The organism is Pisciglobus halotolerans (assembly GCF_900113675.1).
Lineage (GTDB): Bacteria > Bacillota > Bacilli > Lactobacillales > Carnobacteriaceae > Pisciglobus > Pisciglobus halotolerans.
Genome location: NZ_FOQE01000008.1, coordinates 72425 through 94521, shown reverse-complemented (window position 1 = coordinate 94521; position 22097 = coordinate 72425). Strand labels below are relative to the sequence as shown.

Below are 22097 nucleotides of genomic sequence, written 5' to 3'. Positions count from 1 at the left end.
AAGGAAAACCCTTCCTATCTTTATGATTCAGTCTACCATTTTTTTAGAAAGAGTCCAAATAATAAGCAGGAAAGAAGGTGAAAAAGTGAAAGCTCCATGACCTCTTTTTTAGTTATGACGCTAGAACAGGCAAAGTTCTGTCAACTTGATCACAGATCGGTACTCTGTGAACGAGTCTCAGGAAAATTCGCGTCAACTTGATCACAGGGAGGCGTTCTGTGAACGAGTTACCGGCAAAACTCTGTCAACTTGATCACAGGAGCTTGGTCTGTGAACGAGTTACTGGCAAAACTCTGTCAACTTGATCACAGGAGGGTGTTCTGTGAACGAGTTGTCCAGCTGAACTCATTTTTTAGAGATGGTAGAAACGATTTGCTATTGTGCTTCTTTTTATGGGTTTGGTTTAATCACGAAATCAGCAAAGGAGCAGCGGTGTTAATTTTTTTACCTTTAAAGGCGAAAGGCGCAAAAGTTCTTTGGGATTTAAACAAAAAAAGGGGTTTAACATGAAGAAATGATGGTCAAATCATTGTTTTTCATTTAAACTATTGGATATATAGATACAAACACAGAAAGCAGGGATGGAAAAGATGAATCGTAAAGAGGAAGAGCATCGGGAAAATAAAAAAATGGACAACTTCCACATTACAGCAGCTGCAGATGGAGAAATCATTCCCATCACAGAAGTTCAAGACCCGGTCTTTTCAGAAAAAATGGCGGGAGAGGGTTTTGCCATCAATCCGGTTTCTGATACCGTCGTCGCTCCGATCAGCGGCAAGCTGTATCAAGTAGCTGATAGTCATCATGCCTATGTTATTGAGTCAGCAGACGGTTTTGAAGTGTTGGTTCACATCGGGATCAATACGATCAGTTTAAACGGTGAAGGTTTCCACACTGACCTCGTTTCAGGCATGATGATCGGAAAAGGCGAAGTGCTGGCAACATTTGCTCGAGAAGAAATGATTGAAAAAGGGATAGATGTGACTATTCCAATTGTTGTGGTCAAAGGCATCACGGAGTTATCAGAATGTATTTATCAGTATGAAAAGCATGCCAAAGCAGGCAAAACGGTTGCCATGACGATCAAAAGATTAGAAATCGCATAAGCAGGAAAGAAAAGAGCTTCAGCGGCTCTTTTTAATTTGGGGATAAAGTCTTTCTAGAGAGCGTGATACTGGCCTTTTTTGCACTTCCTTTACAGGTTATGTATAATATAAAATATGATAGAACAAGTGTGTCCTTTAACAAAAAAGTCTCGATTATCGAGGAGGAACTGACATGAAAAAGATATTAATTGTAGATGATGAAAAGCCGATTTCCGATATTATAAAGTTTAATTTAACGAAAGAAGGTTATGAAGTATATACCGCTTATGATGGTGAAGAAGCGGTAGAAATGGTGGATGAAGTCGAGCCGGATTTGATCGTTCTTGACTTGATGCTGCCGAAAATGGATGGACTGGAAGTTTGCCGAGAAGTGCGCAAAACGCATGATGTGCCGATCATTATGGTAACGGCTAAAGATTCAGAGATCGACAAAGTATTAGGCTTAGAATTGGGTGCAGATGATTATGTGACCAAGCCATTTTCAAATCGAGAATTGGCTGCTCGCGTGAAAGCTAATCTTAGAAGACAGACGTCACATGCCGTTGTTCAAGAAGAAGAGTCTAACGACATTGAAGTCGGTGCTTTAGTGATCCATCCTGACGCCTATATCGTCTCTAAGCGTGGAGAAACGATCGAATTGACGCACAGAGAATTTGAATTGCTGCATTACTTGGCTCAGCATCTGGGACAAGTGATGACGAGAGAACACTTATTGCAGACCGTATGGGGTTATGATTATTTTGGAGATGTCCGTACAGTAGATGTAACCGTTCGACGTCTAAGAGAAAAAATCGAAGACAATCCTAGCCACCCTGCCTGGCTTGTGACAAGAAGAGGAGTAGGTTACTACTTGCGCAATCCTGAACAGGAATAGTGGGAGGAGCAGATGAATAAAAAAATCAAGTTTTTTCAATCCATCAGTTTTAAGATCGTCATGGTATTTATTATTCTTCTGCTGGTCGCATTGGAGATCGTGGGCGCCAACTTTGTTAATCAACTGGAAAAAGAGCTCGTCAGTAACTTTAAAGAAGAGCGGACGCTTCAAGTTGGGTTCTTAGAAAACACCTTGGAGCCGATCTTGCTTGCCGAGAATAAGGCGGATATCCAGAAATCAGTGGCAGATTTGATCACTGAGTTTTCAGGAAGCGGCGTGATCGAGGTACGAGTGATCGATCCTAATTATTATATATTGGGAACGAGCGACAATACAAAGCAATCGTTGGTGGGTCGAAAGTCAACTGATCCTGAAGTTCAGCAAGGACTTTTGTTAGGCAGTTCTGTAACGAGCCAGTATATCGATCCGCTCACCAATGATCGGCGTTGGAAACTTGTTTCACCGATTATTGCAGACAATGGAACCAATGATGTTTTGGGTGTCGTTTTACTAGAGACGAATATTGAATCTGTTTATAAACAAATCAACGAGATCAATATTATCTTTTTAAATGCTTCCCTTATCGCTGGTGCTTTAACCATTATTTTAGCACAAGTTATTTCCCGGGCCATCACTAAGCCTATTTCAGAAATGAAGCAGCAAACGATCAAGATTGCAGGCGGCGACTATTCTGGTCAGCTTTTGGTTCACGGCGCAGATGAACTAGGCCAGCTTTCGATGGCGATCAATGAACTTTCTAATAAAGTAGAAGAAGCACAAGAAATTACGGAAGCTGAACGCAGAAGGCTGGATAGTGTCCTCACACATATGACAGATGGCGTTTTGGCAACTGATCGCAGAGGAAAAATCGTGATCATCAATGAAAAAGCCCAAGAAATGCTGGGGATTTCTCAAGAAGCAGCTTTGGGACAATCAATTTTGAGTGTTCTAGGCAGAGACACAGATATGACTTTGCGCCAATTGTTGGAAACACAAGAAGAAATGCTCTTTGATTTTTCAACAGTGGACACGCCACTGACCTTAAGAGGCGGCTTTTCATTGATTCAACGTGAAACAGGCTTTATCAGCGGAATCGTCTGTGTGCTGCATGATGTTACGGAACAGGAAAAAATCGAGCGTGAACGAAAAGCTTTTGTTTCCAATGTTTCGCATGAGTTGCGGACTCCGCTGACCAGCATGCGCAGTTATTTGGAAGCTTTATCAGATGGCGCTTGGAAAGATCCAGAAATCGCACCGCGCTTTTTAAGTGTAACGCAGGAAGAAACGAGCCGAATGATTCGAATGATCCAAGATTTGTTGGAGCTGTCGCGTATGGATTCTGGAAAAAGCAATTTGCAGCCAGAACTGACCAATATCAATAAGCTTTTCGATCATGTATTAGACCGATTTGATATGATGCTTAAAAGCGAAGCCTATGTCGATAAACATTATGCGATCAAACGAGATTTCACTCATCGAGAAATCTGGGTCGATGCCGATACCGATAAAATGATGCAGGTGCTGGATAATATTTTGAATAATGCGATCAAATATTCTCCAGACGGCGGCACGATCACTTGCCGTTTGATGGAAACTCATAATCTGGTAGTGATGAGTATTTCAGATCAAGGATTGGGGATCCCGAAAAAAGACTTGCCGCATGTGTTCGACCGTTTCTTCAGAGTCGACAAAGCCCGCGCACGTTCGATGGGCGGAACGGGATTAGGATTGGCTATTTCTAAAGAAGTCATTCAGCACCACGGCGGAAAAATCTGGGCAGAAAGCACAGAAGGCAAAGGGACAACCTTTTACATTTCACTGCCGTATGTGCCTTATGAAGAAGGTGATTGGGAATGAGATGGAACTGGTCTTTGATCCGTAAAGTAGTTTTGACACTCTTGATTTTTTTGAGCTTGTATTTGAGCGGCATCATCTGGAGAAACCCTGGGGATTATAACGACAATGCTAACGAAAAAGACAATACACCTCGTACGTCTGTCACATTCAATCGCAACATCTCTCAAGTTTTTGGTCCTTCGAGCATCGTACTTCACAATGCTGGGAACAGTCAATTGACCAATCACTCAAAAACCATTTCTTCACTGAATAAAATGCTTGATGAGTGGCAATTGTCTAGTTTGTCTGATCCTACTGCTGTAAAAAAAGCGGATTATCGCGAACGTTTGGCACAAAGCGGTGAAACGATCGAACTCATTTTCTCAGGAAACATTCCATTTGGGTTATATGAGAAATTTTTTGACTTTTTGCCAAATGATATTCAGAACCGAACCTTTAATCGTATCTATTTTTCTGTTTCAAATCCTACAGAAGCTTATTTTTACAATACAGATTCCGGTACTTTTTACCAAGCAGAAGTCGAACAAGATGATGAAAAAGACTTGCGTGAATTAGCCGAATCGATTCCTGAAGAAGCTTATTCAGCCAAAAGCTATGAAGTCAATGGCGATATCGTCTATTTGCCAGTAAAAGAAATCAATGTTCCCTACTATTCTTATATGGTTGAACAGCAGCCGCACAGCTTATTCATCGAACGGCTTTTTGAAGATACATCAGAAGTCCAAACGATCCGCAAAGATCAGCTGATCCGGTATTTTGATTATTTTAGTGAGTTGAGTATCGATGAAGAAACAAATATCTTAACGTATCATCGTTCTCGGACATCAGGAGATGAAATGAGTTTGCCTGATCGTTTCAAGGATAGTTTCAATGAATTGCTGCTGTATGAAAATTGGCCGAATGATGTTTTTTATACGAAATTCTCAAGTGTCACAAATGAGATCTCCTTTAGACGTTATTTAAAAGATTTGCCTATTTTCGGAGATGTCAAGCATGGCGTAACGTTCATTGGCACAACGGAAACAGGTTTAACTAGCTTGCAAGTACCGTTGATCGTAGCACAGACGCCTATTTCCAACGAAGAAGAAGACAAAAAAATGTTGTCTGGAGACGAGTTGATGTCGCGGCTGCAAAGTGTTGGTTATGGATCGCATGAAGTCAGCAATATCACTTTAGGGTTTACTTGGAAAAGTAATAAACAATCAGCTCGTGTCGTTAACTTTGAACCAGAATGGTATGTTGAACTCCATGGAAATTGGCTGCGCGCGAAAAAATTGATCGAAGATGGAGGAGGAAGCACAGATGGACTTTAAACGGATCGAGATGATTTTTATCGTGACTTTCCTGTTTCTAAATGGTTTCTTCCTTTATCAGCTTTCGCAAAAAAACCAAAATAATTTTATAGGTAATCAGTCAGGAAAAGTCGATTTGGTTACTGAAATGGAAAATCAGGACATCACGTTGCCGGCCTTTGATGATGAAGAATTAAAAGTACCTTATGTGCAAGCGGAAGCCAATGACTTATTAGATCAAAATAAAGACCAATTGACAAAGCAGACGGGTGTAGTTGATGAAGAAGGGATGTTATATGTCAGCATCCTTTCAGAACCGGTCAAGTTGTCGGAAGATGAAAAACTAACGACTAGTGACATTCAACGGATCAATACCTTTATCAAAAGCAAACAAGTCCTATTTGGAGAAGAATATGAATTTATTCGGTACGTGCCGAATAAAAAGCAAATCATTTATGGACAGATTGCTAATCACGTACCGATCGCTGATGGTACAGCTAATATCACGCTGCATCTGAATGGCAGCAAAGAGATCATCTCTTATGAGCAGACATATGCTGGCCCCGTAACGGTTCAAGGTGACAGCCGGCAATTGATTACAGATAAAAATGCAGTCGAAGTTTTGTATCAAAACAATAAGATACCGGCTGATGCGGATGTACGTAAACCGATTTTAACGTATTATCGTACGCTGAATTTGAATGAATTGAGCATGTATGCACCGGTTTGGACGGTAGAAATCATCTCAGGAAGCAATATTCACATTGAACAAGTAGATGCTGTTAGCGGCTCTGTATTGCAAGAAAGCATGTCGGATGACAAAGAAGAAACGCAAGATGTGCCCGCCGATTCATCTCCTTCATCAGGTTCAGAGAGCCAACAATAGCATGAACAACTATTAAGCGGAAAGGCAGCGCCATAAATGGACGTATCGCCTTTTCGCTTTTTTTGTTGGAAAAAAAGGGTTCTACAATAGTTAACGTTGGTCTGTAAAAAATCAATTTTTTTAATGCTAAGCTCGTTAGAATCCTATTTCTTTACCAACGTTAAAAGAGGAAGAACGGAAATAAGTCCACGGTATTCGAATTGTGCGTACTTGAGTTAAAGAATGAGATGGGATGAAAAAATGCATGTTACTTAACAGTAATATATTTGCTTGCAGCTTAAAATAGACCTTTTCTAAGAAATAATAGGGTCCGAAAAACAGAGGTTTAAAGGAAGATGAGATTTTTATTTTTGAAGTGGGAATTCTTGCATGAATGTTGTAAACTAGATAGGAATGAAAAAAGGAGCGGGTGTTCAAGATGGAAGAACTACAGAGAGGGTTAAATATCAGTATTTTGGCTAGCGGAAGTTCTGGTAATGTTACCTATATTGAATCTGCAAAGCAAAGAATACTAGTAGATTGTGGCTTGAGCGGAAAAAAAGTCACTGCCTTGATGAACCAGATCGGACGGGATCCCGCTGACTTAGACGGCATTCTAGTGACACACGAGCATCGAGATCATGTTCATGGTGTCGGTGTTTTAGCACGCAAATATAAATTAGATGTTTACGCAAACGAAAAAACGTGGCAAGCAATGGACCACATTGTAGGCAATATTGCTGTTGAGCAAAAACACATTTTTGAAATGGGCAAGACAATGGCGATCGGTGACATTGACGTTGAAAGTTTTGGCGTTTCTCACGATGCAGTTGCACCTCAATTTTATAACTTTCATAAAGATGGCAAGAGCTTTGTGATCTTGACCGATACAGGCTATGTAAGTGACCGAATGAGAGGAATCGTCACCAATGCAGACGCGTACTTATTTGAAAGCAATCATGACTTGGAAATGTTGCGTATGGGCCGTTACCCATGGAGCTTGAAACAACGCATTCTAGGGGATAAGGGGCATTTGTCCAATGAAGATGGGGCCTTGGCGTTGACTGAAGTGATCGGTGATGCAACGAAACGCATTTTTCTAGGCCATTTGAGCAAAGACAATAACATGAAAGAACTGGCGCATTTAACCGCAGATAATATACTCCGCGAAAAGGAATTGGGCGTTGATGAAGTGTTTACCATCAATGACACAGATCCAGATGCACCGACCGCTTTATTTTCACTGTAAATACATTTAGCGGCAGGGGTCTAACCTGTACTGGAAGCATCCCTCAAACATTACTATTTTGAAAAAGGCTCTGCTATTTTTTGTAGCAGAGCCTTTCGTTTGAATTTAGTTATAAAAGCGGCTGTTTATTGCTCCATTTTCTTAAGGGTATCTTTGCGAATCTCTTCCCTTAATGAAGTGAGGTAATGTGAGAAAGTCACTTTATCATCTGCATAGACAAGATTAAAATCATACTCGTTGGGCGTCCAAGTAGACAAATCAGAGAGATTGTGCTGGATCAATGCTTCAAGTCCATCGATCGCCTTATAAACTTTGGCTTCAATCGTTTTGCGTTCTTTCATTTCTTCATAAAGCTCTCTCATTTCTCCTGCATACGTTGACGGCAAAGAGCTGATCCAATGATACAGCAATTCTTCCTCTTTTTCTTCATGAGTTGCATTTTTATCAAATACAGGAATATCTCCCGTAAGACACTCGCCTAAATCATGGATGATGCACATCTTAATCACTTTATTGATATCAGCTTCAGGAAATTCGTCTTGCATAAAGAAAGCCATGAGAGACATCATCCAACTATGTTCTGCAACACTTTCATGCCTGCCCTTTGATGTATAGCAATGACGAGTAGTATTCTTTAAATTTTCAGCAATCGATAAAGTCTCCAACAATGTTCTTATTTCTATTTTTAATCCCCCTTAATTCAGAAAGAGCCTATTTGCAATACGAAACGTTTTCAAATCTATCTATAGGCTAACCTTCTTCCTCTTTAAATACAACCTTCATTGACAAGAAACAGCATGAGCCAGCAGAAACAACCCTTCTCAGCGATGTTGATTCCTAGCATTGCAATTCACACAATAAAGGTTCATTCGCTTGCTATGGAGCTCGATTGAGATCATAAATCTTAGCAAAATAGTACAAAGTGAGCGAAGCGAGACTTTGCAACATTAAAAAAGACCTTTTTCACTTTCGTCCTGCCACGCCGGGACAAATTCGCTGCAACTTGATCACAGGAGCTTAGTCTGTGAACGAGTTGCAGGCTTTATATTCTGCACTTGATCACAGGAGCTTAGTCTGTGAACGAGTTGCGGGTTTTATATTCTGCACTTGATCACAGGAGCTTAGTCTGTGAACGAGTTGGAGGCTTTATATTCTGCACTTGATCACAGCAGGCTAGTCTGCGAACAAGTTGCAGTTTTTATACTCTGCACTTGATCACAGGAGCCTGGTCTGTGAACGAGTTGCGGGTTTTACATTCTGAACTTGATCAGTAGGCGAGTTGTAGTACAATAAAATTCAACTAACTTATACTGTTAAGCCTCGTCTGCTAGCACTTGTCGAAAAATCCGTCAATCTGTACCGAGCTTAGAAAGAGCAGCTTCCTTCCTAAAGAATGTTTATTGTTGTGTTAGAAGAACTTAAAATAAGCAGAGAAAAGACATGAAAGATAGGACGAGAAGTAAAAAAACAGTATGTTTCAGTGTGAAAATATTTTGCTAAAAAATGGATGGGGTCTTTAAGTCTTTAGAGTACGTGAAGAAGAATAAACTGTGATAGAATAAAAGAGATAAGAACAGAATTTTATCCTATTTGTTTCATACAAAATTCAAAAATTCCGGTTATTCTAATAACAAATAGAAAATATTTTAAGAGGTGAATGAGTTGAATAAAGAACATAATAAAAAACAGGATCGCTCGCTTCTAAAGAAAAGTTTGTTTGGTACATTGACTGTTTTGTTACTAGCAGGCTGTTCAACGACGACAAATAAAGACAATGCTTCTAGTGATTCAGCAACGTCTCAAACAGAACAAAAAGCGAATGAGGCAGGCGTTAATCAAGTACGTGTGGAAGTGTCTTCTGATATCACGGACGCTGTGGCGAAAGTGGAAGATGCAGTGGTCACAGTGATCAATATGCAAGAACAAAATATGGATGGCTTTGAAGGCCTATTTGGAAATTCGGAAAATACCAGCAGCTCAGAAGGCTCCAATTTGCAAACAGCCAGTGAAGGTAGTGGCGTCATTTACAAGAAAGACGGCGACAAGGCTTATATCGTTACCAATAATCACGTTATTGCAGATTCTGATGCAGTCGAAGTTTTAATGAAAGACGGGACAAAGGTCGAAGCGAAGCTAGTTGGAAAGGATGTTTGGACTGACTTGGCAGTGCTGGAAGTTCCATCTGAAAAAGTGACAGCGGTCGCTGAATTTGGGGATTCTAATGCGTTGACAGTCGGTGAACCGGCAATTGCGATCGGATCTCCACTTGGAACCAACTATGCATCATCTGTAACTTCTGGTATCATTTCAGCGAAAAATAGAAGTGTAGCCACTGATACGAATGGTGATGGTATAGCAGACTGGGAAACAACGGCGATCCAAACAGATGCAGCAATCAACCCTGGGAACTCAGGCGGTGCTTTAGTGAATATCGCTGGTCAGGTTATTGGGATCAACTCTATGAAAATCTCAGAAGATACGGTAGAAGGTATGGGATTTGCTATTCCGAGTAATGATGTGATCGACATTATTGCCCAATTGGAAAAGAACGGCAAAGTTGTCAGACCGGTTCTAGGTATCAGCCTATTAGACCTGTCACAAATTTCTGAACAACAGCAAAATACAGTGCTGAAACTTCCAGAAAATGTGACATCAGGCGTTGTTGTGGCAAAAGTTGAGCCAGGATCAGCTGCTAGCAAAGGCAAGTTGAAACAATACGACGTGATCGTTGGGTTCGATGGAAAAGAAATTACGGATTCCATTGAATTACGAAAAGCTATTTACTCAACAAAACTTAACAAGGAAGTAGAAATCAAATACTACCGTGATGGCAAGCAAGAAACAACAACAGTGACCATGACCGAAGCAGATGAGTCATTATAAATGAGGTGAAAAAAGTCCTTCTTATTTAGTGGATAGATAAGGAAGGACTTTTTTTGTGGAGAAAACAACATCAAGATTTGTCAATGGGGATAACTTTCTATAGATTTCTGTGGATAACTTCTGTAAGATGAAGAAAGACAATAAAAAAGCATAGATACAAAGTTATCCACAGGCTTATGCACATGTGGGGATAAGTTTGTTTCCCCTTCTTTTTATAGTAGGGAAACATTGAAATAGCAGCTTTTTTTAAAGAAAAGGAAGAGAGAAAAATGCATGTAATTTCTGTGGAAATCTCTTTAGGGATTTTTTTTCGAAAAAAATTTTTTGACTAGATATTGTGATGAACAAATTTTCGCATACTAAATCATGGGAAGCAACCTGTGGACATGTGTATAACTTTTGTGGATAACTTGTGACTTGAGGTGGGTAACTGTGAATATTAAAATCATTAATGTGGGGAAGTTAAAAGAAAAATATTTGAAGATGGGAATCGAAGAATATAAAAAACGGTTAGGTGCATATGCAAAAATCGAATTGGTCGAAGTTCCGGATGAAAAAGCGCCCGAAAAATTAAGCGAAGCGGAAATGGAACAGGTGAAAGACAAAGAAGGGGAACGGATTTTAGCCAAGATCCCCGAACAAGCTTATGTCTTTGCCCTGGCGATCGAAGGCAAACAGCGAACGTCAGAAGAACTAGCTAAGGAAATCGAGCAGCTGGGTATCCGTGGACATAGCAACCTTGTTTTTGTCATTGGCGGTTCACTTGGCTTAAGCAAAGCAGTGATGCAGCGCAGCAATATACAAATTTCATTTGGCAAAATGACATTGCCGCACCAATTGATGCGGCTCGTACTTGTGGAACAGGTCTACCGAAGCTTCAAGATCATCCGTAATGAGCCGTATCATAAGTAAAGGAGTTTTTTTACATGAACTTGAAAGAACAAATCAGTCAGTACAAACCTTATCATGCTCAAGAAGCTAAAGAACAAGAAGTCATGCTGCGCTATCTAGATACATTTGATAACTTGCTGACGCGAGAAAATGAATTTGCTCACTTTACTTCGTCGGCTTGGATCGTTAATCAAGACCGGTCAAAGGTAGTAATGGCTTATCATAATATTTATCAATCTTGGTCATGGATCGGCGGACATGCAGATGGCGATGCAGATCTGCTGCACGTGGCGTTGAAAGAGACAGAAGAAGAAACAGGCTTAACGGCTATTGCTCCGGTATCGAACGACATTTATTCACTTGAAATTTTAGGCGTTCCAGCGCATGTCAAAAATGGCGAACCGATTGCTACACATCTGCATTTGAATGTAACGTATTTGATAGAAGCTGACGAAAACGAAAAAACGACCATTAAACCGGATGAAAACAGTGCGGTGAGATGGATGGATTTAGATGAAGCTGTAAAAGCCTGCACAGAGCCGGAAATGAAGGTGGTTTATCAAAAATTGAATGATAAACTAAAGATGATGAAATAAACATATCGGTAAAAAACACTACACAATGGGACACAGATGTATTTGCTAAAGAGCGATTGAAGAAAAGTATGTTACTGACAATGTTTTCTGCAGTGTTTTAGACCGGCTTGCCCAGACTGTTTCAGCAAGTATTCTTTTACCTTTTATTGTGTCCGTTACAGTGTTAAATAGGTTAGTGAGCTAATGTTTGAGTACTTTGGTGTACGAGTAGTATGATGAAGTTATAAATAAACATCATAAGGAGTGGTATTGATGGAAGCATATGAATTACCAAAAGTGTGGCAATGGGAAGAAGAGAATACGGAAAAAGGGGGCAACCGTCCAACTGCCGGCAGTCGTTTCGAACAGAAATTACCAGTAGGAGAGGCTCCGTTCCAACTGTATTCATTAGGAACGCCAAACGGTATCAAGATCACGGTAATGCTGGAAGAATTAAAAGAATTAGGTGTAGCCGGTGCTGATTATGACTTGTATACCATTAATATTGGGGAAGGCGACCAGTTTGGTTCCGATTTTGTTGAGATCAATCCGAATTCTAAAATCCCAGCTTTAGTGGATCAAAGCCAAAATCCTCGTGTAGACATTTTTGAATCCGGTTCGATTCTTCTTTACTTAGCTGAAAAATTTGACCAATTGATTCCAAAAGACATTCAGGGTCGGACTGAAACCCTCAATTGGTTATTCTGGCAAATTGGTGCAGGTCCTTATATTGGCGGAGGATTTGGCCACTTTTTCGCTTATGCTCCAGAACCGATGAAGTACCCGATCGATCGTTTTACGATGGAAACAAAGCGCCAATTAGATTTACTCGATCAAACTTTAGCAAAGCGTTCTTATGTAGCTGGCGATACCTATACGATTGCAGACATTGCCATTTGGCCTTGGTATGGTCGTCTGGCTTTAGGGAAACTATATGAAGGATCAGATGAATTTCTAAATATAGAAGAATATCCTCATCTTTTAGAATGGGCTCATCTCATTGCGGAACGACCAGGTGTTCAAAAGGGTCTGGAAGCAGAGTATCAACCTATCGAGAATTAAATCAAGGAGCCTGCAAATGTCCATGAAATGATGAGAGGAGAAAAAAATGTTGATCAACCTTGAAGCCTTTTTAAAAGAGCATGACATTTATTTTGAATTGTATCATCATGATCCGATTTATACGAATGAAGATGCTGTGATCATGAAGGAAGAAAAAGGATTTACAGGGACAGAGACCAAAGCACTCTTTTTGAAAGGCAAGTCAGGAAACTATTATTCATTTGTAACATTCACGACAAAGCATACTGACTTTAAACGATTAAAACAAGTAGTGGGAGAGAAAGTTTCAATTGTAAAATCTGCGGAGATGGAAGAACTGACGGGTCAAAAAGCAGGGGCAGTCACACCTGTAGGATATGAAGCTTCCATTCCAGTAATTGTAGATGCAGAGCTATTTGAACAAGAAAAATTGGTTTTTGCTCCTGCTAGTCCTGATCAAACGATGGTCATCTTAGCGGAAGATTTGAAAAAGGTCATTGCGCTGCTTGGAAATAAGCTGCTGATTTACAATGATAATTTAAAAGAGGGGGAATTGCGGTGAACATTCAACCAATTAAAGCTTTTTCTGACAATTATATTTGGGTTATAGAAGAAGGAACAAAAGCAATAGTGGTCGACCCAGGAGAGGCTGAGGGCGTTCTAGCCTACTTGGAAAAACACCATCTTGATTTAAAAGCCATTCTTTTGACTCACCACCATGAAGATCATGTCGGCGGAGTGAAAGAAATCGTCACCCAGTACCCGAACACGCCTGTTTATGGACCCCAAGAAACAGCTTCTTTAGCAAATCATATCATTCAGGAAGGCGATGCTTTTGAATTGTTGGGCAAAAGTTTCCAAGTTTTCAAAACAGCTGGGCATACAGAAGGACATGTCAGTCTTTTAATGGAAGAAGCGCTCTTTTGCGGCGATGCTTTGTTTTCAGCAGGCTGCGGACGCGTCTTCACAGGCGATTACCAAGCCCAATACGATGCTTTGCAGAAATTTAAACAGTTGAAGGATGAAGTGAAAGTTTTTGCAGCTCACGAATATACACAAACGAATTTACGTTTTGCTCATTCCGTACAGCCTTCTAACGAAACTATTACGGAAGCATTGGACCAAGTTAATGCGCTTCGTAAAAAAGGAGTTCCGACTTTGCCTTCTACCATTGGCAGAGAGAAAAAAATCAATCCGTTTCTTACTGCAGAGACATTAGAAGATTTCATCACTTTGCGCAAAGCACGGGATCAATTTTAGTGGTAGAGTCAATAAGAAGGTTTTGGTGAGTGTCCGAAGAGGAGGAAACAGCACATATGGAGAAGCGGGAACATCAATCTATTGAAACCAATGGGATAAAATTGCATGTTGTTCAGCAAGGCCCTGAAGAAGGAGATTTGGTACTTCTTCTTCACGGTTTTCCAGAGTACTGGTACGGTTGGCACAAACAAATGGCTTATTTAGCAGATAAGGGATTTCGAGTGTGGGCGCCAGATCAAAGAGGATACAATCTTAGTGATAAACCAGAAAAGGTAACTGATTATCGCATAGAGTATCTAGTAGCAGACATTGTTGGTTTGATCAAAGCTTCCGGTAAAGAAAAAGTTTTTCTTATCGGACATGACTGGGGCGGAATCGTTGCTTGGAGAGTGGCAAGAGAGTTCCCTCAATTAATTCACAAATTGATTATTCTAAATGCTCCGCATGAAGCGGCTATGGGCAGACAAATCGTCCGCCAGCCTAGTCAGCTCTTAAAAAGCTCTTATATTCTTTTCTTCCAGCTTCGAAAAGTACCAGAGCGGCTTTTACAGTTTTCTAATTGGAAACCAGCATTGAGCGCGTTACAAAACAGCAGCCGAAAAGGAACATTCAATGATGAAGAGTTGCAATGTTATCGTACGGCTTGGTCTCAACCAAATGCCATGCGTTCCATGATCAATTGGTACAGAGCCAATTTGCCGGGAATGACAGCATCCAAGGCGCCATTAAAAGTAACGGTTCCAACTTTAGTGATCTGGGGAGCTAAAGACCAGTTTTTAGGAAGCGGACTAGCAGATGCAAGTCTTCAATATTGCGAAAATGGTCAAGGAATATTGTTAGGAGAGGCCACACATTGGGTCCAGCACGAAGAACCAGAACACGTTAACCAGCTGATGATGGACTTTATTGCAGGATATGAAGCGAGGTCGACAGAGACGACAGGAAAATGAGAAATCCAGCAATAGTGAGCATAGAAATGATGCTTACCATTGCTGGATTTTTTCATTGTTACTTTTGCGTGTCCAATTATTTAATAGCCGTTAACACTAGAAATTGAAGTGCAATAGAGTTCTACTTGTCGACAAACGCTCATCCTGTGAACGAGTTGCAGTTTTTACATGATGAATTTGATCACAGCAGCCTAGTCTGTGAACGAGTTGCAGTTTTTACATGCTGAACTTGATCACAGTAGCCCAGTCTGTGAACGAGTTACAGGTTTTACGCTCTGAACTTGATCACAGGAGCCCGGTCTATGAACGAGTTGAAAATTTTACGCTCTGAACTTGTTCATAGGAGCCTAGTCTGTGAACAAGTTGAAGATTTTACACTCTGAACTTGATCACAGGAGCCCAGTCTGTGAACGAGTTGCAGTGCAATAGCATTTAACCTTTGCTGCTAAGCATAGTTTACTAGCACCGAGCTAAAAATCCATTCGCCTATACCGAGCACAGAAGGAGGAGACTGCTTTATAAAAAGTGTTCGTTGCAGTGTTAATGAGAAAGTTTTAGACTTGGTTGGCAAAAAAGCTTTTAGAAATAGAAAAATGACACTGGCGAACATACTCACCAATGTCATTTCTTAGGTATTCAAATGTTTATTTTAACGTACCATCGTCAGTATCTTAAAACTTAGGACCGTTCAGTGCATGTTGTGCAGCAAGGTTCAATACGCCCCATTGACGGTCGAATTCAGGTTGGAAGAAGAAGTCTGCTACTGCTAAGTCTTCAAGTGTCATACGGTGTTGAACAGCTAAAGCTAATACATTGCCTTGACCAGTAACATCATAAGTCGACAGCACTGCACCGCCCAGCAAAATATGAGTGATTGGATCAAATAGTAGTTGTACGTACACAGCAGGGTTGCCTTCGCTTTCCGGAACATAACTTGGGCGCAGGGTATCTTGGTAGAAGGAAGTAGCGACTTCAACGCCCGCACGTTCAGCGGTAAAGGTATTTAGCCCTGTAGCAGCAAAGTTATAGTCAAAAACATTTAAAGCAGAAGATCCGACCACCCCTTGGAATGGCAGGGAAGGTGTGCTTTCAAATAAGTGTTCAACCACATATTTTGCTTCGCGGCGTGCAACAGATGCCAAAGCAATCGGTGTTTTCTTTTGAGCGGCTACAGAATAAGCCAGTGTAGCGTCTCCAATCGCATAGACGTCTTGCAAGTTTGTCCGCAAATATTCATCAGTATTGATCCAGCCGCGTTCATCTAATGAAACGATGTCTTTTAACCATTCAGTGTTTGGTTTTACGCCTGCTGCTTGGATGACAAGGTCGCTAGGGTATTCCGTATCTTTTGTTTTAACAGCAGATACTGTTTGATCACCGACATAAGCTTCAATGTGTGCCCCCATACCTAATTGAATGCCATTTTCTTCCAAATGTTTTTCAAGGATATCAGTCATTTCAGTATCCAAATAAGTTCCCAATGAGCGATCGATCATGTCTAGCAGAACAACTTCTTTTCCAGCTCTGCGGCTCGCTTTAGCAGCTTCAATACCAATATAGCCAGCTCCGATAACGGTTACTTTTTTAATGGAATCATCTTCTAATTTTTCTTTGATTTTAGTTGCCCAATCATATCCTCGCATCAAGAAGACATTTTCCAAATCTGCACCAGGTACAGGCAAACTATTCGGCATAACACCTGAACTTAAAATCAATTTGTCATAGGTATAGTCGTTCTCTTGGTTATTTTTTTTATCGAGGACAGTGACCGTTTTTTTATCCGCATTAATGCATTTTACTTGATGATTATTGAAAACATTGACCCCTTGTTCAGTAAATAGGGAAGGTTCAAAGTTTCGTACATCATAAACACTTGTCACGCTATCTTCTAAATATAACTCCATTCCACAAGACATAAAGGAAACATAGTCGGCTGCTTCAAACATCGTGATCTCAAGATCATCGTATTTGTTCAATAATTCTAAAACCGCTTGGTGACCGCCATGTGAAGCTCCCACAATAATAACTTTAGTTTTCGACATAATATACCTCCTAATATTAAGATAAGGCCATAAAACATGCTATTTTGTTTAACAGCCTTCCTCCTTTAAAGCGTAACGTTTCAAAGGGAATAATGCAAATATATTCACAATGAATTTGTGGATCTTTGCACTTCTTTAAGAATTTGTAACAAAAGAAAAAGTTTCGTCACAAAATAATGTCTTGCTTTCTGTAGGTTTTGAAAGTGACGGATGAACAAAAAAGAGCAGAACTGTCTGTTTAAAAGACAATCCTGCTCTTTTTAATGATAAAGTTATGTGGATTATAGATCCATTTCTGATTTGAGACGGTTCAGTTCATCTTCAACAGCAGCTGAACCTTCACTAGCGTATTTTTCTTCCAATGCTTTCGTTTCATCAACAGGTTCTTGGTTGAGTTCTGACATTGCATTAGCTTCGTCCAGCATACGGTCAGCTTTTTCTTCCATGCGTGAGAAGGAGCCCATTGCGCCTTGTGTTTTGCCCACTGATTCGCTCACGTCGTTTAATTTTTCTTGTGTTTTTGCTACAGACATCTTGCCTTTGATCATCGCACGGCGACCTTTCAAGGTTTCGATATCGGAAGCTAGTTTGTCGTGCATTTGACGCATCTTCGTAGCATTTTCATGTGCAGCAGCATAAGCTTGCGCCAAGCCCGTTCCAACGTTTTCTAACTCTTGCTTTTTCTTTAGGAAAATACGCGCATCGTCTTCGTTTCCAGCACTTAAAGCTTTTTTAGCATAGTCGTTATATTTCACAACTTCAGCTTCGTTCTGATCTACTTCGCGTTTCGCACGTGTTTCTTCTGCGATGACGCCTGCTGTGTTGCGTTTGACTTCTGCTAGGTCTTCGGTCATATCACGCAAGTATTGGTCGATCATTTTTTCAGGATCTTCCATTCGGTCGATCACCGCGTTGATGTTTGCATGAATAATATCGGAAAAACGGTCTAAAATTGCCATCTTTTCTTCCTCCTTAAAGGATCATTTATTTGTTTTGTTTATCTTCATATTTCTTTGCTAATTCTTCAGCTTCTGTGTTGCCATACTTTTCGATCGGCGTCTTGAGAATTTCTTCTGTTTGTTTGGCTTCTAAATTCTTTTGTTGTTTAGAACGCTGCCACCAGAAGAAGAGCAGACCGATCAGCAAAACAATACCCAATACAATAAAGACTGTGATCCATGGTGAACGAGTGACTTTCATGATTCGGTCAGCAGCGTCATGAAACGCTTTGCTGAAAAATTCCTCATCTGTCAAATCTTCATAATAGTACCGATCAATGTAGTCTAAAAGAATATCGCCAGCTTCTGAGTCAATGACGCTTTTAGCTTGTGTTCCAGTCACATAGTAATCTTGGTATTGATTAGGAACAGGTTCATAAAAAACGAGTAGGAGATGAGCTTCGTCCGTAAACAATTGATCATAAAGCTGATTAGCATAATCAGCTAGCTCATCGTCAGATAACTGAGATGAGCCCTTGATATCATCTGTAATGTAAACATAAGGTTGGACACCCGTTTTATCATAAAAGTGCTTCAATCCTTTTGTCAGTGCTGTTTGGTTGCCAATCCAGCCAGCTTCATCTGTAAAATATGCTGTTTCATTGACGGAACCCTTATTTAGCGGCTTACGCTCAATCGTTGATTTTGTGATATCATTCGATCCGCCAAAGCTTCCTGGAGTGCCTGGGCTGCTAGATTGAAAACTGCCAAACAAAAAGAACAGGACAAATAGAATCAGCAAGAAAAAGACGATTGTACCACATCCGCAACCGCATCCGGAATTTCCGCCACCCACGCCACCATAACCAGGTCCTCTTCTGTATCGACGCGAACTGCCTGGTATAAAAATGGGCCCGGGTCTGAAAATCGGTCCGCTAGAACCACGGTTGCTGCCAGAAGATCCACGGCCGAATGAACCGCCTCCAAAAGATCCACCGCCTCGACCACTGCCGCCGCTGCTGCGACCAGCACCGCCTCTGCTTCCGCCGAACGAACCACCGCCGCCTCTCGATGAACCGCCTCCAAAAGAACCGCCGCCTCGGCTTCCACCGCCTCTGCCCATAAAAACCCCCCTTTTTATCACAACTATAATTGTCTTAAATCTAGCATAGCACAAGAAAACAAGTCAATTTATAAGCATTCTAGATTAAGCTCAAAGTACGAAACTTCTAACTCGTTCACAGGACAGGCTGCTGTGATCAAGTTCAGAGTGTAAAATCTTCAACTTGTTCACAGGACAGGCTGCTGTGATCAAGTTCAGAGCGTAAAGTTTTCAACTCGTTCACAGACCGGGCTCCTGTGATCAAGTTCAGAGCGTAAAATTTTCAACTCGTTCACAGGATAGATTTCTGTGATCAAGTTCAGAGTGTAAAATCTTCAACTTGTTTACAGACTAGGCCTCTGTGATCAAGTTCAGAGTGTAAAATCTTCAACTCGTTCACAGACCGGGCTCCTGTGATCAAGTTCAGCATGTAAAAACCGCAACTCGTTCACAGGATGAGCTGCTGTGATCAAGTTCAGAGCACAAGCCCTTCAACTCGTTTACAGACCTGGCTGTTATGTAGTTTGGCAGCAAATCGTCCCAACGTGATAGGGAGAAAGCCAAAAGATCTTTGCGGATGCAAAGTCTCGCTTCGCTCGCTTTGTACCCTTTCGCTAAGATTTATGAAATCAATCAAGCTTAATGGCAAGCTTTAAGTAGTGTCCATTATGTACGGATTACAAGAAAGCCGCCTGGATAAAAGACGATATCCAAGCGGTTTTTTAGGGTAATATTTAGTTTGTGTAGTTATCAAAGTAGCCTTTGATGTAAACGAATGGGGTTCCTTTGTCGCCGCTGCCGGATGTCAGATCAGATAATGAACCGATCAAGTCCGTTAGCTTACGCGGTGTAGTACCTTGAGATTCCATAGCACCCATGAGGTCTTCGTTTTTATTCGTGATATATTCAGAAATAGCTTGTTGCAGTTCTTCTCCACGCAAGTCAGAGAAGTTGTTGTCGGCCAAATATTTCAGTTTGACTTCGTTCGGCGTTCCAGCAAGGCCAGCTGTATAAGCTGGTGACACAACAGGATCAGCCAGTTCCCAAATTTTTCCGACAGGATCTTTGAAGGCGCCATCTCCATAAACCATCACTTCGATCGTTTTGCCTGTTGCTTCTTTGATCTTAGTTTGGATGCGGTCTACAAGCGGTTGGCAGTTATTTGGAAACAATTTGATACTATTTTCTGTTGCTTTGTTTGAGCCAAGTAAGCCAAATGTTTCGTTAAAGCCGCTGCCGTTGTGGGATGCGATCAAAAGATCATCTAATCCATACACTTTTTCAGCGCCTTGATTGGTTAAAATGCGTTTTGTACGGACACGTGTGTGGATGTCGCAAGTCAACACATTTGGAGTGTAATCTAAAATAGTTTTGGCATTATTTGAGAAGATGATTTCACATTCAGCACCTTCTGCTTCAATGAGTTGCTTGTAATATTCGATGTAATCTACACCGGTAAAGGTATGTTTTTTATAGCCAAAGTGTTCGCGGAATTCCGTTTCTGTCAAAACATCTGTCCAAGGGTTGATGCCTTTGATATCTAATTCGTCAATATCCACTAAGTGATTACCGACTTCATCAGAAGGGTAGCTCAGCATCAATACGACTTTTTTCAGGCCTTTTGCGATTCCTTTTAACAAGATAGAGAAACGATTGCGGCTAAGAATTGGAAAAATGACGCCTACTGTTTCATCACCAAATTTGTCATGGACATCGGCAGCAATATCATCGATGGTAGCGTAATTTCCTTGTGCGCGTGCCACGATTGATTCGGTTAAAGCGAAGATGTCTTTGTCTTCAATAGCAAAACCTTCTATTTCTGCAGCCTTTAGAATAGTGCTTACGGCAAGTTCTCCTAATTGGTCCCCTTCATTGATAATAGGTCCACGAAGTCCTCTTACGGTCGTTCCAACGATTCTTTCCAATTGACTCTCTCCTCTGGCAGCCGGTCAAATAATTTTAAACGGCTTTATCTTGTTTTTATCTTACTTGTTTACTATACACTGAATGTATGCTATAAGTAAAATTAATCATAATAATAGAGGATATTAGGAGAGGTTATATGGTAGGGAAACTAGACTTGTATCGCGTATTTAACGTTGTCAGTCAGCATAAAAGTTTTTCAAAAGCAGCTGAGGAATTATATACCACCCAATCTGCAGTCAGTCAGTCGATTTCAAAACTGGAAAGTGAATTAGGGATCCAGCTTTTTTACCGGACACCAAAGGGAATCGTTTTAACAAGTGAAGGTCAGCGTTTGAATGACTCAGTTCGTTCAGCTTTGGGCATTTTACATGCAGCGGAAAATCATATTATTGATTTTAAGCAGCTGAAGCAAGGGGAGCTGCGAATCGGCGTGGGGGATACGATCTCACGTTATTTTTTGTTGCCGTATTTAGAAAAATTTCATGCGGCTTACCCTGGGATCCGTCTAAAAGTGCTCAATGGCACCACCACCGATATTTTAACTTTTATCAAATCGGGTGCAGTTGATGTTGGGATCTGCAATTTGCCGATTCAAGACCAGCAAATTCAAGTCACCCCATGCAAAACGATTCAAGATATTTTTGTTTGCGGCGAAAAGTATAAGGACATTACCGCTGCCCCAGTCAAATTTGAAACACTAATGGAATTGCCGCTTATTTTTTTGGAAAAAAAATCAAACTCGCGTATGTATGTCGAGCATTTTTTAAATAAAAAAGGGCTGCAAGTTTCTCCAGTTTTTGAATTAGGTTCCTATGATCTGGTAATGGAGTTTGCAAAAATAAATTTAGGTATTTCATGTGTGATAAAAGAGTTTTCCAAAGAACCGCTGGAAAAAGGCGACTTGTATGAGGTGAAACTGGAAGAAGACATTCCCCCTCGAAGTATCGGCATCGTCCGCTTGAAATCCGTTCCCTTATCTCCCGCCGCAGAAGAGTTCGCTGAGAGCATCAAAACCATCTAGCTTAGAGATATCAATAGGGAAAGTTTGTTTCACGAAACAAACTTTTCAAACCCATTAGAAAAAAATGACTTGAGACTAGAAACAAGGTTGAGTTGGTCAAAAAGAGCGTTAATGACAAACTCAGTAGCCGTCTAACGTTTGATTTAGTCAATAAGTAAAGTTAATGACAAACTCAGTAGCCGTCTAACGTTTGAGTTAGTCAATAAGTAGCGTTAATGACAAGCT

20 protein-coding genes are annotated in these 22097 nt (G+C 40.8%); 15 read left to right on the top strand and 5 right to left on the bottom strand.

The genetic code is table 11. The annotated features are described in order from the left end of the window. Positions 1-270 precede the first annotated feature (270 nt). The 7 genes from BM057_RS04590 to BM057_RS04560 all read left to right on the top strand — a co-directional run bounded on the left by BM057_RS04590 (position 271) and on the right by BM057_RS04560 (position 7243). Positions 271-510, top strand: a complete 240-nt coding sequence (locus BM057_RS04590; RefSeq protein WP_047390886.1) for a hypothetical protein — start codon at positions 271-273, stop codon at positions 508-510. Positions 511-590: 80 nt separating this feature from the next. Further along, entirely contained in the window at positions 591-1106 is a 516-nt protein-coding gene (locus BM057_RS04585) for a PTS sugar transporter subunit IIA (protein WP_177186175.1), read from the top strand. A 172-nt stretch (positions 1107-1278) separates the two neighbouring features. Continuing rightward, positions 1279-1980 (top strand): response regulator YycF, encoded by a 702-nt coding sequence (gene yycF, locus BM057_RS04580; RefSeq protein WP_092091817.1) that lies wholly within the window; start codon positions 1279-1281, stop codon positions 1978-1980. Positions 1981-1992: 12 nt separating this feature from the next. Then, positions 1993-3837, top strand: a complete 1845-nt coding sequence (gene walK, locus BM057_RS04575) for a cell wall metabolism sensor histidine kinase WalK (protein ID WP_092091815.1) — start codon at positions 1993-1995, stop codon at positions 3835-3837. Continuing rightward, positions 3834-5150, top strand: coding sequence for a YycH family regulatory protein (locus tag BM057_RS04570; RefSeq protein ID WP_092091813.1), 1317 nt, complete (start codon positions 3834-3836; stop codon positions 5148-5150). The genes walK and BM057_RS04570 overlap by 4 nt, the downstream gene beginning before the upstream one ends. Beyond that, positions 5140-6015 carry a two-component system regulatory protein YycI gene (locus tag BM057_RS04565; protein ID WP_092091811.1) on the top strand — a complete coding sequence of 292 codons (876 nt, stop codon included), beginning with the start codon at positions 5140-5142 and terminating at the stop codon, positions 6013-6015. The genes BM057_RS04570 and BM057_RS04565 overlap by 11 nt, the downstream gene beginning before the upstream one ends. A gap of 418 nt (positions 6016-6433) precedes the next feature. Continuing rightward, positions 6434-7243, top strand: a complete 810-nt coding sequence (locus BM057_RS04560) for an MBL fold metallo-hydrolase (RefSeq protein WP_047390014.1) — start codon at positions 6434-6436, stop codon at positions 7241-7243. A gap of 125 nt (positions 7244-7368) precedes the next feature. Here BM057_RS04560 and BM057_RS04555 read toward each other — a convergent pair whose 3' ends face one another. Continuing rightward, complete coding sequence (locus BM057_RS04555; RefSeq protein WP_245741797.1) at positions 7369-7908, bottom strand: HD domain-containing protein; 540 nt, start codon at positions 7906-7908, stop codon at positions 7369-7371. A 988-nt stretch (positions 7909-8896) separates the two neighbouring features. Here BM057_RS04555 and BM057_RS04550 point away from each other — a divergent pair. The 7 genes from BM057_RS04550 to BM057_RS04520 all read left to right on the top strand — a co-directional run bounded on the left by BM057_RS04550 (position 8897) and on the right by BM057_RS04520 (position 14843). Beyond that, complete coding sequence (locus BM057_RS04550) at positions 8897-10126, top strand: S1C family serine protease (protein ID WP_092091807.1); 1230 nt, start codon at positions 8897-8899, stop codon at positions 10124-10126. A 432-nt stretch (positions 10127-10558) separates the two neighbouring features. Further along, complete coding sequence (gene rlmH, locus BM057_RS04545; RefSeq protein ID WP_092091805.1) at positions 10559-11038, top strand: 23S rRNA (pseudouridine(1915)-N(3))-methyltransferase RlmH; 480 nt, start codon at positions 10559-10561, stop codon at positions 11036-11038. Positions 11039-11052: 14 nt separating this feature from the next. Beyond that, on the top strand, positions 11053-11613 hold the full coding sequence (locus tag BM057_RS04540; RefSeq protein ID WP_092091803.1) for an NUDIX hydrolase: 561 nt from the start codon (positions 11053-11055) through the stop codon (positions 11611-11613). A 252-nt stretch (positions 11614-11865) separates the two neighbouring features. Further along, positions 11866-12654, top strand: a complete 789-nt coding sequence (gene yghU, locus BM057_RS04535; RefSeq protein ID WP_092091801.1) for a glutathione-dependent disulfide-bond oxidoreductase — start codon at positions 11866-11868, stop codon at positions 12652-12654. 49 nt (positions 12655-12703) lie between these two features. Next, positions 12704-13195: a YbaK/EbsC family protein gene (locus BM057_RS04530; protein WP_425439015.1), complete on the top strand. Its 492-nt coding sequence runs from the start codon at positions 12704-12706 to the stop codon at positions 13193-13195. Then, positions 13192-13893: a hydroxyacylglutathione hydrolase gene (gloB, locus tag BM057_RS04525; protein ID WP_092091797.1), complete on the top strand. Its 702-nt coding sequence runs from the start codon at positions 13192-13194 to the stop codon at positions 13891-13893. Before BM057_RS04530 ends, gloB begins: the two co-directional genes overlap by 4 nt. 56 nt (positions 13894-13949) lie before the next feature. Continuing rightward, positions 13950-14843 carry an alpha/beta fold hydrolase gene (locus BM057_RS04520; protein WP_092091795.1) on the top strand — a complete coding sequence of 298 codons (894 nt, stop codon included), beginning with the start codon at positions 13950-13952 and terminating at the stop codon, positions 14841-14843. A 671-nt stretch (positions 14844-15514) separates the two neighbouring features. Here the strand turns inward: BM057_RS04520 and BM057_RS04515 are convergent. The 4 genes from BM057_RS04515 to BM057_RS04500 form a co-directional block, all read right to left on the bottom strand. Continuing rightward, on the bottom strand, positions 15515-16885 hold the full coding sequence (locus tag BM057_RS04515; protein WP_047390032.1) for an FAD-dependent oxidoreductase: 1371 nt from the start codon (positions 16883-16885) through the stop codon (positions 15515-15517). A 281-nt stretch (positions 16886-17166) separates the two neighbouring features. Continuing rightward, positions 17167-17844 carry a PspA/IM30 family protein gene (locus BM057_RS04510; protein ID WP_092091793.1) on the bottom strand — a complete coding sequence of 226 codons (678 nt, stop codon included), beginning with the start codon at positions 17842-17844 and terminating at the stop codon, positions 17167-17169. A 25-nt stretch (positions 17845-17869) separates the two neighbouring features. Next, on the bottom strand, positions 17870-18946 hold the full coding sequence (locus BM057_RS04505) for a TPM domain-containing protein (RefSeq protein WP_092091791.1): 1077 nt from the start codon (positions 18944-18946) through the stop codon (positions 17870-17872). Positions 18947-19659: 713 nt separating this feature from the next. Then, complete coding sequence (locus BM057_RS04500; protein WP_092091789.1) at positions 19660-20850, bottom strand: coenzyme F420-0:L-glutamate ligase; 1191 nt, start codon at positions 20848-20850, stop codon at positions 19660-19662. 137 nt (positions 20851-20987) lie between these two features. Between BM057_RS04500 and BM057_RS04495 the strand changes: the two genes are divergently transcribed. Beyond that, on the top strand, positions 20988-21872 hold the full coding sequence (locus BM057_RS04495; protein WP_092091787.1) for a LysR family transcriptional regulator: 885 nt from the start codon (positions 20988-20990) through the stop codon (positions 21870-21872). Positions 21873-22097 lie beyond the last annotated feature (225 nt).